The 13,815-nt window shown below is 52.3% G+C and carries 10 protein-coding genes; 7 read left to right on the forward strand and 3 right to left on the reverse strand.

Annotated elements, in window-relative coordinates; translation table 11 throughout:
* Positions 1-45 precede the first annotated feature (45 nt).
* The 7 genes from glpD to ydhT all read left to right on the forward strand — a co-directional run bounded on the left by glpD (position 46) and on the right by ydhT (position 8,509).
* On the forward strand, positions 46-1,545 hold the full coding sequence (glpD, locus tag B4923_RS12970) for a glycerol-3-phosphate dehydrogenase (RefSeq protein WP_109054784.1): 1,500 nt from the start codon (positions 46-48) through the stop codon (positions 1,543-1,545).
* A gap of 863 nt (positions 1,546-2,408) precedes the next feature.
* On the forward strand, positions 2,409-3,038 hold the full coding sequence (locus B4923_RS12975; protein ID WP_109054785.1) for a ferredoxin-like protein: 630 nt from the start codon (positions 2,409-2,411) through the stop codon (positions 3,036-3,038).
* A 61-nt stretch (positions 3,039-3,099) separates the two neighbouring features.
* Complete coding sequence (locus B4923_RS12980) at positions 3,100-5,202, forward strand: aldehyde ferredoxin oxidoreductase (RefSeq protein ID WP_109054786.1); 2,103 nt, start codon at positions 3,100-3,102, stop codon at positions 5,200-5,202.
* A 21-nt stretch (positions 5,203-5,223) separates the two neighbouring features.
* Positions 5,224-5,913, forward strand: coding sequence for a YdhW family putative oxidoreductase system protein (locus B4923_RS12985; protein ID WP_109054787.1), 690 nt, complete (start codon positions 5,224-5,226; stop codon positions 5,911-5,913).
* A gap of 159 nt (positions 5,914-6,072) precedes the next feature.
* A complete protein-coding gene (locus B4923_RS12990) occupies positions 6,073-6,744 on the forward strand; it encodes a 4Fe-4S dicluster domain-containing protein (RefSeq protein WP_109054788.1) in 672 nt (223 codons plus the stop codon).
* The gene (gene phsC, locus B4923_RS12995; protein WP_109054789.1) at positions 6,741-7,526 is read left to right on the forward strand and encodes a thiosulfate reductase cytochrome B subunit; all 786 of its coding nucleotides are present in this window, start codon (positions 6,741-6,743) and stop codon (positions 7,524-7,526) included. Before B4923_RS12990 ends, phsC begins: the two co-directional genes overlap by 4 nt.
* 50 nt (positions 7,527-7,576) lie before the next feature.
* Entirely contained in the window at positions 7,577-8,509 is a 933-nt protein-coding gene (gene ydhT, locus B4923_RS13000; RefSeq protein WP_146187257.1) for a protein YdhT, read from the forward strand.
* Positions 8,510-8,605: 96 nt separating this feature from the next.
* Here the strand turns inward: ydhT and glgP are convergent, their stop codons facing one another.
* Genes glgP through glgC form a run of 3 tightly spaced genes read right to left on the reverse strand, consistent with a single transcriptional unit; the run spans position 8,606 to position 13,814 of the window.
* The gene (gene glgP, locus B4923_RS13005; RefSeq protein ID WP_109054791.1) at positions 8,606-11,053 is read right to left on the reverse strand and encodes a glycogen phosphorylase; all 2,448 of its coding nucleotides are present in this window, start codon (positions 11,051-11,053) and stop codon (positions 8,606-8,608) included.
* Between the two features lie 22 nt (positions 11,054-11,075).
* Positions 11,076-12,509, reverse strand: coding sequence for a glycogen synthase GlgA (glgA, locus tag B4923_RS13010; protein ID WP_109054792.1), 1,434 nt, complete (start codon positions 12,507-12,509; stop codon positions 11,076-11,078).
* Positions 12,510-12,536: 27 nt separating this feature from the next.
* Entirely contained in the window at positions 12,537-13,814 is a 1,278-nt protein-coding gene (gene glgC / locus B4923_RS13015; protein WP_109054793.1) for a glucose-1-phosphate adenylyltransferase, read from the reverse strand.
* Between the last annotated feature and the right edge of the window lies 1 nt (position 13,815).

Here is a 13,815-nt window from a genome sequence, read left to right on the forward strand (position 1 = left end):
TTCGAAATCGAACATTTTGTTTATTTTGACGGTGGAGGAAGAAACGTGGAAACCAAAGATCTGATCGTGATCGGCGGCGGTATTAACGGTGCAGGCATCGCCGCAGATGCGGCCGGGCGCGGATTATCTGTCCTGCTGCTGGAAGCGCAGGATCTGGCCTGCGCCACTTCCTCCGCCAGTTCCAAATTGATTCATGGCGGCTTGCGCTATCTTGAGCACTATGAATTCCGGCTGGTCAGCGAGGCGCTTTCCGAACGTGAAACGCTGCTCAAAATGGCTCCCCATATCATCTTCCCGATGCGCTTTCGTCTCCCGCACCAGCCGCATCTGCGTCCGGCCTGGATGATTCGCATCGGTCTGTTTATGTATGACAATATTGGTAAGCGCGTCAGTCTGCCCGCCAGTAAAGGATTGAAATTCGGTGCTGAATCCGTGCTGAAGCCGGAACTGACTCGTGGATTCGAATATTCGGACTGCTGGGTTGACGATGCGCGACTGGTGGTACTGAACGCGCAGGAAGTGGCAAAACGCGGCGGCGAAGTTCGCACGCGTACCAACGTTGTCAGCGCACGCCGCGAACAGGGCCTGTGGATCGTGGAAGCCGTTGACTCACTCACGGGCGAGACGTTCACCTGGCGCGCCAAAGGTCTGGTTAACGCCACTGGTCCATGGGTGAAGCAGTTCTTTGATGACGGTTTGCGGTTAAAATCACCGTACGGCATTCGCCTCATCAAAGGCAGCCACATCGTGGTGCCAAGAGTACACACCCAGCCTCAGGCTTATATTCTGCAAAACAAAGATCACCGTATCGTATTTGTGATCCCGTGGCAGGATGAGTTCTCGATCATCGGCACCACCGATGTGGAATATCATGGCGATCCGCATAATGTGAAGATCGACGATAACGAAGTCAGCTATCTGCTGGACGTGTATAACGATCACTTCAAGAAGCAACTTACTCGTGAAGATATCGTCTGGACCTATTCCGGTGTCCGCCCGCTGTGTGATGATGAATCGGATTCGCCGCAGGCCATCACCCGTGATTACACGCTGTCGGTGGAAGATGACAACGGTCAGGCGCCATTACTCTCCGTATTTGGCGGCAAGCTGACGACCTACCGCAAGCTGGCGGAGCATGCGCTGGATAAGCTGCAAAAATACTATCCTCAGGCTGGTAAAGCCTGGACCAAGAATGCGGTATTGCCAGGCGGGGATATCGCCGGTACACGTGAAGATTACGCCGCCGCGCTGCGTCGCCGCTTTAACGTGCCGGAAGCGCTGGCGCGCCGTTACAGCCGCACATACGGCTCAAACAGCGAACTGATTCTTGCGAATACCAACGGGATCAGCGAATTGGGCGAGAATTTTGGTCATGACCTGTATGAAGCGGAATTGCGTTATCTGGTGGAAAAAGAGTGGGCCATTACGCTGGATGATGTCATTTGGCGTCGGACCAAACTGGGTATGCTGCTGAGTGAAACGCAGAAACAGCGCATCAGCGAGTGGCTGGATACCTACCGCCACCAGGTGGCTAAAGTCAGCTAACCCTGCTGACACAACATTAAGCAATTTGCCATTCATAATCCCTTCCCGTCCTCCCTCTTGTCAGGGGGAGGAACAGCTAACCCATGAAAGATGCTGGACTTGCTTTCTCTTCGCCGGTGGAGGGAAAGCAAAAATTGACCGCGCCATGCAGTCCATTATTCTTTATCTTGAAAGATTCTTCATGAATTAGGGTTTATATCATTTTTTATCGGCTATCTTATATTCGGTTATGCCGGTATAAATCAAAAAAACGAATATCGCCGGCTTGATATTTCCTCATTTTAAAAAAACAATCTCGCCAAAATAAGAATCACCATTAACGGTTCTTGATTTTATTTCACCATATTCATTGAGTTACCTTTATTTATACTTTAGAGACCCTCATTAATATTGAGTAATAAAGGTCTCAAATAATAATAAGAATCAATAACCTTAAAAATATTCAAAATAAATACTTTCTATGACGTTAATCACAGAATAAAAAACATTATAACCACATCATTAATATGGCTAATCAGAAACACTACTATGCTCTATAGTAAAAACACGCGCTATTGCGAATGCGTTTCATTATTCGCGTAGTAAGCGGATCATTATATGCGCCGCCAGATATCAAGTCTTGCGGAAAAAATGACAACGGCATGATAAGCGTAATGAAGGTAAACACCACTACCGTTATTTATTTTATTATATAACGATATTTGACGCTGTCAGTCAATTATTTTTTTATATTCTAAATAATTCGAGTTGCAGGAAGGCGGCCAACGCACATGCAACTTGAAGTATGACGAGTATCGCGCTTGTCGTTACCAATTCTGCTATGGGTGTACTTCCATACTCATTTTGCGGAGGATGAGAATTAAATGCCTAATCAGGTTGAACGTCCTTTACTGAATCTGGGGTTAACAAGGCTGGAATTCCTGCGTATTTCTGGCAAGGGTTTGGCAGGGATCACCATTGCGCCGGGATTATTGTCCTTGTTGGGCTGTAAGCAGGAAGAGATCAATAGCGGCACCGTAGGGCTCACCACCACCCCCAAGGGCGTACTGGTGACGAAAAGAGCCCGCTGTACGGGCTGTCACCGCTGCGAAACGGCCTGTACGACCTATAACGACGGCAGCGTCGGCTCCTTCTTTTCACGGGTAAAAATCCACCGTCATTTTTATTACGGTGATAAGGGTATCGGCACCGGCGGCGGGCTGTATGGCGATCTTAATTTTACTACCGACACCTGCCGGCAATGTAAAGATCCCGAATGTATGAAAGTCTGCCCAATAAAAGTTATTACCTACAACGAGGAGCGTGGCTGTATTACGGTTGACGCCAACCGTTGTATTGGTTGCGCTGCCTGTACCACCGCCTGCCCGTGGATGATGGCAACGGTAAATCCACAGATCAAAAAATCCGGCAAGTGTAATTTATGTGGCGAATGCGCTACCGCTTGTCCTACAGGTGCATTAAGTATCATCGACTGGAAGGATATTACGGTCTGAGTAACCGGTTTTATTCCTGCCTATTTCTCATGATGACGCTTCACACTCAGGAAAATAAATTATGATCAACGGTTGGACTGGTAATATATTGCGCATCAACTTAAGCTCCGGCGCTATCACCAAAGAAGACTCCAGTAAATATAAAGCGTTTATTGGCGGAATGGGATTTGGTTATAAAATCATGTATGACGAGGTGGCACCGGGAACCAAACCTTTTGATGAGGCAAATAAAGTGATATTCGCCGTCGGACCATTAACCGGCTCCGGCGCGCCCTGTAGCTCACGCGTTAATATCACCACATTATCTACATTTACCCGCGGTAATTTAGTCGTCGATGCGCATATGGGCGGATTTTTCGCAGCCTATATGAAATATGCCGGCTACGACGCCATTATTATTGAAGGGAAATCGGCCAAGCCGGTCTGGATTAATATTCAGGATGACAACGTCAGTATTGAAAATGCCGCTTTTCTATGGGGAAAAGGCACGCGCGCGACAACGGAAGAAATTTGCCGAACCACCAATGTGGAAGCCTGCGTCGCCGCTATCGGCCCGGCCGGCGAAAATCTGGTGCCGCTATCCGGCATCCTGAACAGCCGTAATCATAGCGGTGGCGCGGGTTCCGGCGCCGTACTCGGCTCCAAAAACCTGAAAGCCATCTCGGTCATCGGCACCCGTGGCGTCAACGTATCGAATCGGGAAGAACTGAAAAATCTGAATGATTACATGATGACGCAGCTCATCGGGGCGAATAACAACCATGTAGTCCCCAGCACGCCACAGGCGTGGGCGGAATACTCCAACCCCAGATCACGCTGGACCGCGCGCAAAGGATTGTTCTGGAAAGCGGCCGAAGGCGGCCCGATTGAAACCGGTGAAATTCCGCCGGGCAATCAGAATACCGTCGGCTTCCGCACCATGAAATCCGTCTTTGACCTTGGTCCCGCCGCTGAAAAATACACGGTGAAAATGGGCGGGTGCCATTCTTGCCCCATTCGTTGTTCGGCGCAGTTGAAAGTTCCGCAGGCCAGCGAATACGGCGTTCCGACCACCGGCGGCAACACCTGTGTCGCCCAAACCGCGCATAGCTCGCTGTTCCCACACGGCCCCAAAGATTTTGAGGAAAAAGGGGACGGCAAGGTCATCGCCAATTTTGTTGCATTAAACGTATTTGACGATATGGGGCTGTGGTGTAACTACGCTCAGTTACAGCGCGATTTTGTTTACTGTTATTCACACGATGTGTTCAAACGCGTACTCCCCGCGGATGAATACGCCTCAATTCGTTGGGATCTGCTGGAAGCCGGCGATCCCGCGTTTATTAAAGATCTCTACCTGCGTCTGGCGCATCGTCAAGGTGAAATCAGCCATCTGGCGGATGGTTCCTATCTGCTGGCGCAAAGATGGAATCTGGGCGAAGAATTCTGGGCAAGCACCCAAAATAAACTGTGGTCGCCGATGGGGTTCCCGGTGCATCACGCCAATGAAGCCTCCGCGCAGGTGGGGGCTATCGTCAACTGCATGTTCAACCGTGATGCCATGACGCACACCCACATCAATTACATCGGCAGTGGGTTACCGTTAAAACTGCAAAAAGAGGTCGCCGCCGACCTGTTCGGCTCACCGGATGCTTATGACGAAACCAAGAACTACACGCCGATAAATCCGTACAAAATCAAATACGCCAAATGGTCAATTCTCAAAAGTTGTCTGCATGACGCGGTGACATTGTGCAACTGGGTGTGGCCGATGACCGTCTCCCCCCTGAAGAGCCGTAACTACCGCGGCGACCTGACATTGGAAGCCAAGTTCTTCACTGCGGTGACCGGGGAAGATACCACGGAAGAAAGTCTGGATCTGGCGGCGGAACGAATCTTCACGCTGCACCGCGCCTACACCGTGAAGCTGATGAACACCAAAGATATGCGTCATGAACATGACCAAATCTGTTCATGGGTATTCGATAAAGACCCTGACATCAAGGTGTTTACCGAAGGTACGGACAAGATGGATCGCGTAGACATGCAAAAGTCGCTGACGATGTTCTATAGCGCCATGGGGTGGGATCCGGAATTAGGCTGTCCGACCCGGGAGACACTGGTCAAGCTCGGGCTGGAAGACGTGGCTGACGATCTGGCGGCGCTGGATCTTCTCCCCGTCTAACCGTATTGCAGGATATTGATTATGACAACGACATCATCACTCACGTCTGCGGCGTCCGTGTCAGAAACACCCCCGGACGACCAGCCCGACCTAAGCAAAAGACGGCTGCTGTTGCCGCTATCCGCACAGGCGGGAGCCGCGGACGGTGGCGTTACCGCAGACGATACGCCTGAACCCAAAGCGCCGTTTTTGGTCGTCGCAGACTATATCCGCCAGTGCTCGGCGGCAGGTGAACTGGTGAGTACCCGGAGCTTTCAGGCTCCGCCTTATTCACTGGAGCCTGAAACCATCGGACAGCTGTTTACCCAAATCGCCGCCAGCGACGAATGCGCAGACATCCTCTCCATCGGCAATGGAGAGGAACGGTATCACTACTCAGATCAAAGCATGAGTCACAACTATGCGCGGATTTTGCTGTTCACTCACGAGCAGGATACCTGCAAGACCATTGCAGATACCGTGCGGTTCGAGTGTCAGACCTATCCGCGCCCTTACAAAGTGCAGATGCTGACGCTGCCGCCGTATTCATTCGATCAGGAGAAGATTGATTGCGCGCTCCGTTTTCTCGGGCAGTCCGATAGCTTTAAGGATATTCGCACCGTCATGGCGTCCAACGGCGAACCCTATCTGTTCAGTGAACGCTTTATGAGTTACGGCAAGGCAAAGGGGCTATGTGAATGGATCGAGGTTGAACAGTATGAAAACCCGTAATCCTTCTCCCGCCCGCGCGCGACAAACCAGCAATCCATACCGTGCGGCGGTGAGTCAACCCATTGGAGAGCAGATGAAAAAGCAAGCTTTGACACCTCGGATGCAATCTACTTTGAACCGTACATTTTCTAACCGCGCATTTTCTGGGAGGCAAGGAAGATGACATGCTCACGCCGTCAGTTTGTCCTCGGCATGGGATCGGTGATTTTCTTCAGCGCACCACTCTTCTCCGCCCTCGGCGGGACAGATAAAAACAGGCTGGTGCGCTACGCCATGATCCACGACGAAGTGCTGTGCAACGGTTGCAGTATCTGCACCGTTGCCTGCCATAAAGTCAATAAGGTCCCCACTGGCGCGGCCCGAATGAGTATCGCGCATATCGCGATGACCCCACCGGAGCAGGGAAATATTTATCACTTTTTCCGCCATTCCTGCCAGCAATGCGAGGAGGCGCCGTGCATTGACGTTTGCCCGACCGGCGCATCTTACCTGGATGAAAGCAATGGTATTGTTCGGGTGGATAAAGTGAAATGTATCGGCTGTAGCTACTGCATTTCCGCCTGCCCGTATCAGGTGCGTTACCTTAATCCCACCACCCGCGTGGCCGACAAATGCGATTTTTGTCTGGAATCACGGCTGCAAAAAGGCTTCCCGCCAATCTGCGTCAGCGCCTGTCCGCAGGACGCGCTCATCTTTGGACCTGAAGACAGCGAACCGGTACAAACCTGGCTGAAAACGCATGAGTACTACCAATACCGACTGCCTGATGTCGGTAAGCCACATATTTATCGTCGCCCCGGTCCACATGACGTCGAAAAGGTGAATGTATGAATATCATGCCCAACGCGGAGCTGTTTCAGGCTCAGCTGTACCAATATGTTTATATCTATACGCCTGATTTCTGGCCGGTGTGGCTGATTCTGGCCGGTATCCTGTTTGCCGGAATGCTGGGCGTATTAACGCTGCATGGGCTGCTGCGCTACAAATTCGCGCCAGCGTCTCACGCGGCACAGGAAGAAAAAGTGTATCTCTACTCGCGGGCCATCCGCTTATGGCACTGGAGCAACGCACTGTTGTTTATTCTGTTGCTCGCCAGTGGCTTGTTAAACCACTTCGCCATCGGTTCGGTAAAAGACCGGGTGACATTGGTGGCAATGCACGAGCTGTGCGGATATCTGTTGTTGATCAGTTGGCTGGCGTTTGTACTGATTAACGCCCTCGGCGGCAATGGGCATCATTATCTCATCGATCGTAAAAGCTGGGGACAACGCGCCTTTCTGCAAGTCCGCTTTTATCTGTATGGCATTATCAAAGGAGAGGATCACCCCTTTCCGGCGACGCCGCGAGCCAAGTTTAACCCGTTACAGCAGGTCGCCTATCTTGGCGTGATGTATGCGCTGTTACCCGCGCTGCTGGCGACAGGGCTGTTCCTGAGTAATCCGCAGTGGATCCCGGCTGATTTTGTGCAGCTCAAAGCCTGGCTGCTACCGCTGCATCTGGTTTTGGCGGTCGCCAGTCTGTTCTTTATTGGCGGGCATATTTATCTGTGTACGACCGGGAGAACGCCAACCCAGACGTTCCGCTGCATGATTGATGGTTATCATCGCCACTAAGGCGCAGCACTCCCGGACAAGAACAAGACGTTACGCGGGCATGGCAAACAATGAAGAAAATGACCAGGCAGCAATTACATTCATTACAGGTCAGCCCGCAGATTTACCGCTGGTTCCTACGCCGTTTTCCGCAAGGCGGACACTATCAGGATATTCATCATGCTCTGATGTGTGATGGCCACATCGAGTGGCTGGAAACGCTGGTGGAATACAGCTATGCGCGCGGTTTTGATACTCCTCAGTTTATTGCACAGGAAATACGCGCCGCTCAGGCGATGGTGACACAGTTAACGGCGGGCGGTGACGGTATCGTTCAGATCAAACCTCGCCGCCGCATCGCAAAATCAGCGCCAGTGATCCCCTATACAATACAATTGGCCGCCAGTGATTCTGCGTTGGATATCGGCTGCACTGGGTTGCAAAGTCAGGTCGCCCTGTCAGGCGCGTGCAATTTCATTGGTAATTCGGGTGACAGCACCAGCATCGCCAGCGTTGGCTATGCCTGCCAACTCGTCAGCTCCGGTTTTGCGGTCAGGATCAGCAACACCGGCCAGCATAGCCGGATTGGCAGTCTGGGAGGACGGGCCCGCATCAGCAACAGCGGAAACTCGGCGAAAATCAGCAGCGCCGGTTGTGGAACCCACATTACCAATAGCGGCATGCGCAGCTATATCAGCAGTGCCGGTGACTCAACACGCATCGCCAACGCCGGTGATATGTGCAGGATCGGAGTATCAGGCCATGACAATCGCCTCATCAATGGCGGCGACGATGTTTCAGTCAACATCACAGGAGAAAACGTCGTACTCCTCTCCTCGGGTAAGGTGAAAACGCTGATACTGGGGCAAGGGGGATGCGCGGCATTAACCTACCACGACGGCACGCGTACCCGGTTCCTGGTGGTTTACGAAGGGGAAAACGGCATCATGGCGGGCGTAAAATACCGGATTAATAACGCGTTTGAACTGGAGGTATGCGAATAGCCGCAGCGCCTGCCGGCCGCTATCATCGCCTCTGCGCACTCGTCCCCCAGCCCTCCCTTACACAGGGAGGTCGGGAGGCGCTAAAAATGACGGCGCTTACAGCCGTATCGGCTTGATATTCCAGATTTCACTGGCGTATTCGCTGATGGTGCGATCGGAAGAAAAATAGCCCATATTGGCGATGTTATGCGCCGTACAGCGCGCCCATTCGTCCTCATTACGGTATAAATCATCCACCCTATCCTGCGTATCGACATAGCTGCGATAGTCGGCCAGCAGTTGGTAGTAATCACCGAAGTTCACCAGCGAATCAAACAAATCGCTGTAGCGTTTGGGCTCATTGGGACTGAATAAGCCCGTCGCAATCTGCGTTAATACCCGATGTAGCTCCTCATCCTTTTCATAGTACTGCCGCGGGTTATAGCCGTTTTTGCGCAGCGCCTCCACCTCATCGGCTGTATTGCCGAAAATGAACATATTCTCATCCCCGACATGTTCCAGCATTTCAACGTTGGCCCCATCCAGCGTACCAATGGTCAATGCGCCGTTTAACGCAAACTTCATGTTGCTGGTGCCTGATGCCTCGGTCCCCGCCAGCGAGATCTGCTCAGAGAGATCGGCGGCAGGAATAATGATCTGCGCCAGACTTACGCCATAGTTCGGGATAAAGACGACTTTCAAACGATCGTGCAGCGCGGGATCGTTATTGATCACCTTCGCAACATCATTGATCAGGTTGATAATGTGTTTCGCCATGTAATAGGCGGACGCCGCTTTGCCGGCAAAAATCATCACGCGAGGCACACGATCAACCTCCGGATCATCCTTGATGCGGTTATATAGCGTAATAATGTGCAGCACATTGAGTAGCTGCCGCTTGTATTCGTGAATACGTTTGATTTGTACATCGAACAACGCTTCCGGGTTGACGACAATATTCAGGTTTTCCGCGATGTAGGCCGCCAGCCGCTCTTTGTTCTCCAGCTTGACCTTACGGATTTTCTGCACAAACGCGGGGTAGTCAATATGCTGTTGAAGATCGCTCAGTTGGCTCAAATCGGTACGCCAGGTGTGTCCGATGGTGTCGTCCAACAGTTTTGACAGCGGACGGTTTGCCAGCGCCAGCCAACGGCGCGGCGTCACGCCATTAGTCTTGTTGCAGAAGCGATTGGGAAAGAGTTTGGCGAAGTCGGCGAACAGCGATTGCACCATTAAATCCGAGTGCAGCTCCGACACCCCGTTCACCTTATGGCTGGCAACCACCGCCAGCCAGGCCATGCGTACCTTGCGTCCATTGTTTTCATCAATGATGGAAACTCTGGACAGCAGGTTATTATCACTTGGGTATTGCTTCTGTACGTATTCCAGGAAGTTCTCATTAATCTCGAAAATCAATTGCAGATGGCGCGGCAGAATCTTGCCCAGCATGTCTACCGGCCAGGTTTCCAGCGCTTCCTGCATCAGCGTATGGTTGGTATAGGAGAAAACCTTGGTCACCACCGTCCACGCATCCTGCCATTTGAATTTATGTTCATCAATCAACAACCGCATCAGTTCCGGAATGGCGAGTACCGGATGCGTATCGTTCAGATGGATGGCAAATTTTTCCGCCAGATTATTGTAGGTTTTGTGCATCAGCCAGTGACGATTGAGAATATCCTGCACCGTGGCGGAAACCAGAAAATATTCCTGCCGCAGACGCAGCTCACGCCCGGAATAGGTTGAATCATCGGGATACAATACGCGCGACACGTTTTCCGAGTGGTTTTTATCTTCCACCGCCGCAAAGTAGTCACCCTGATTAAATTTACCCAGATTGATTTCATTACTGGCCTGCGCGCCCCATAGGCGTAGCGTATTCGTCGCATCCGTATCAAAACCGGGAATGATCTGATCGTAAGCGCAGGCGATAACTTCTTCGGTTTCCAGCCAGCGGATTTTTGTCCCTTCCTGCTGGAGACGTCCGCCGAACCGCACTTTATAACGTGTACTATGGCGCGGAAACTCCCACGCGTTGCCGTATTCCAACCAGTAATCCGGTGATTCGGCCTGTCTTCCGTCTACGATGTTTTGCTTGAACATGCCATATTCATAGCGAATACCGTAACCACGCCCCGGCAACGCCATGGTTGCCAGCGAATCCAGAAAGCAGGCGGCCAATCGCCCCAGACCGCCGTTTCCCAAACCGGGGTCCGTCTCTTCCTGTAGCAAATCGTCCAGTTCTAATCCCATGTCATCCAGCGCGGCTTTCAGATCGTCATACAGCCCCATCGCCAGCAGCGCATTGGATAGCGTGCGTCCCAGCAAAAACTCCATAGAAAGGTAGTAAACCTGACGAACATCCTGCGAAAGCTGCGCCCGATTGGAACGCAGCCAGCGTTCTACCATGCGGTCACGCACCGCCAGCAGCGTGGCGTTCAGCCAATCATGCTGGGTGGCGATAGAAGGATCCTTACCCACGGAAAACATGAGTTTGTAGGCGATAGAATGTTTCAGCGCTGCCACACTGAGCGTTGGTGAAGTATAGATAAACGGAGAGTTCATAATATTCATTCCCAAGTGAGTGTTACCACAAGCGTTGATATAGCGTTCGGTAAGCCTGTGCGGCCACCGTCCAACTAAAGTCCATTGCCATCGCCTGACGCTGGACATAGCGCCACAGCGTTGGACGTGACCACAACACAAACACACGACGAATCGCTCTGGAAAGCGATCCCACATTACAATCGTTAAATACAAACCCGCTCGCCAGGCCATCCGCCAGATTTTCCAGCGAACAGTCCGATACCGTATCGGCCAGCCCGCCCGTCCGACGAACCAGCGGCAACGTGCCGTATTTCAGCCCGTAAAGCTGCGTCAGGCCGCAGGGCTCAAACCGGCTCGGCACCATGATGACGTCTGCGCCACCGATAATGCGGTGTGAAAACGCCTCATGGTAGCCAATTTGTACGCCAACCTGCCCGTGGTACTTTGCGGCGGCGGCCAGAAACCCTTCCTGCAAATCCGCATCTCCCGCCCCCAGCACCACCAGTTGCCCGCCCTGATCCAACAAATCCGGTACTGCACTTAATGCAATATCCAGGCCTTTTTGGCTGGTCAGCCGACTGACAATGGCAAACACCGGCACCTTGTCATTAACCTTCAGTCCCATCGCCGTTTGCAGATGCCGCTTGTTTTCCGCCTTGTTTGCCAGCACATCACGATTGTAGTGGCTGGTCAATAAATGATCGTGCGCGGGATTCCAGATAGCATCGTCCACCCCGTTGAGAATGCCGGACAAACGCCCTTCTTCTTCACGGGTTTGCAATAAACCTTCCATGCCATAACCATAGGCCGGCAGAGTAATTTCATGGGCATAAGTCGGGCTGACCGTAGTGATATGATCGGCATAAAACAGCCCGGCTTTAAGGTAGGAAATCTGCCCATAGAATTCCAGGCCGTAAACCTGGAAGAACTCCGGCGGTAGCTGAAGCTCCGGCATATGGCGAGCGTCGAACAGCCCCTGGTAGGCCAGATTATGCACGGTGAATACCGACCTGGCCGGACGGTTACGGGCCGCCAGATAGGCGCAGGTCAGCCCCGCGTGCCAGTCATGGGCATGCACAATATCCGGCCGCCAGTAATGATCCAGTCCGCAGGCCATCTCACAACCGATCCAGCCCAGCAGAGCAAAACGCAAATAGTTGTCCGCATAGGCATACAACGCCGGATCGTGGTAGGGGCTACCCGCACGGGCATACAAACTCGGTGCATCAATCAGGTAAATGCCGACCCCGTTAAAATGGCCGAACAACAGCGTGACACGCCCGGCGAACGTATCCAATTCGCGCACAATCTGGGTATTCGTAATCCCTTTTTTCAGATCAGGAAAAGCCGGCAACAACACCCGGGCATCCATTCCCGCGGAAATCTGTGCCGCTGGCAGCGCACCGGCGACATCAGCAAGCCCGCCGGTTTTCAATAATGGAAATAATTCTGAACAAACGTGTAATACCCGCATCATTACTCCTGTTTGCCACGATGGCTGTTACAGTTTTTCCAGCATCGTCCGCGTCACCAGCACAATTCCTTCTTCCGAACGATAAAAACGACGGCTGTCTTCTTCCGCATTCTCGCCAATAATCGTGCCCTCCGGGAGCTGGCAGGCACGGTCGATGATACAACGACGCAGACGACAGGACCGCCCGACGATGACATCCGGTAGCAACACCGCTGAATCTATACTGCAAAACGAATTTACCCGGACGCGGGGAAACAGCACCGAATGCGTCACCACCGAACCGGAAACTATGCAGCCGCCTGAAACCAGCGAGTTCATCGTCATTCCGTGGCTGCCAGAATGGTCCTGCACAAATTTTGCCGGCGGTAATGACTCGATCGCCGAGCGAATCGGCCAGTTACGGTCATACATATCCAGTTCCGGCGTCACGGAAGCCAAATCAAGATTTGCCTGCCAATACGCTGCCAGCGTACCGACATCCCGCCAGTAGGGACGATCATTCTCACCCGACGTCACGCAGGAAAGGGTAAAAGGATGTGCCCAGGCTGAACGCTGCGCGACGATTTTCGGGATCAGATCCTGACCAAAATCATGGTTGGACTCCGTCACGCTAAGATCGTCTTCCAGTAAGCGATAAAGATAGTCCGCATTAAAAACATAGATCCCCATGCTCGCCAGCGCCATATCCGGATTATCCGGCATCGATATCGGTTTCTCCGGTTTTTCCGCAAAATCGAGGATACGGAGCTGATTATCGACGCTCATGACGCCAAAGGCGCTGGCCTCTTGCAACGGCACGGGAAGACAGGCCACGGTGCATTCCGACCCTTTTTCGACGTGGTCGATCAGCATGCGCGAATAATCCATCTTGTAAATATGATCGCCGGCCAGTATCACCACGTATTCCGCCTGGTAACGGCGGATAATATCCAGGTTCTGACATACCGCATCGGCGGTGCCGCGATACCAGTGATCGGTGGAGTTACGCTGCTGCGCGGGCAGCAGGTCGATAAACTCATTCATTTCCACGTTCAGGAAAGACCAGCCGCGCTGAATGTGTTGCACCAGCGTATGCGACTGATACTGAGTAATCACCCCAATGCGCCGGATACCGGAATTGAGGCAGTTGGACAAGGCAAAATCAATAATGCGGAATTTACCGCCGAAATGTACGGCTGGCTTGGCGCGTTTTGCCGTCAGCTCTTTTAAACGTGTTCCCCGGCCTCCCGCCAGAATTAACGCCACAGACTTAAGCGGCAATTGTCTCGCCAGCATCAGAGGATCATTTTTGTCGTTACTCACCATG

This window comes from Brenneria roseae subsp. americana (assembly GCF_003115815.1).
GTDB classification, from domain to species: Bacteria; Pseudomonadota; Gammaproteobacteria; order Enterobacterales; family Enterobacteriaceae; genus Brenneria; species Brenneria roseae.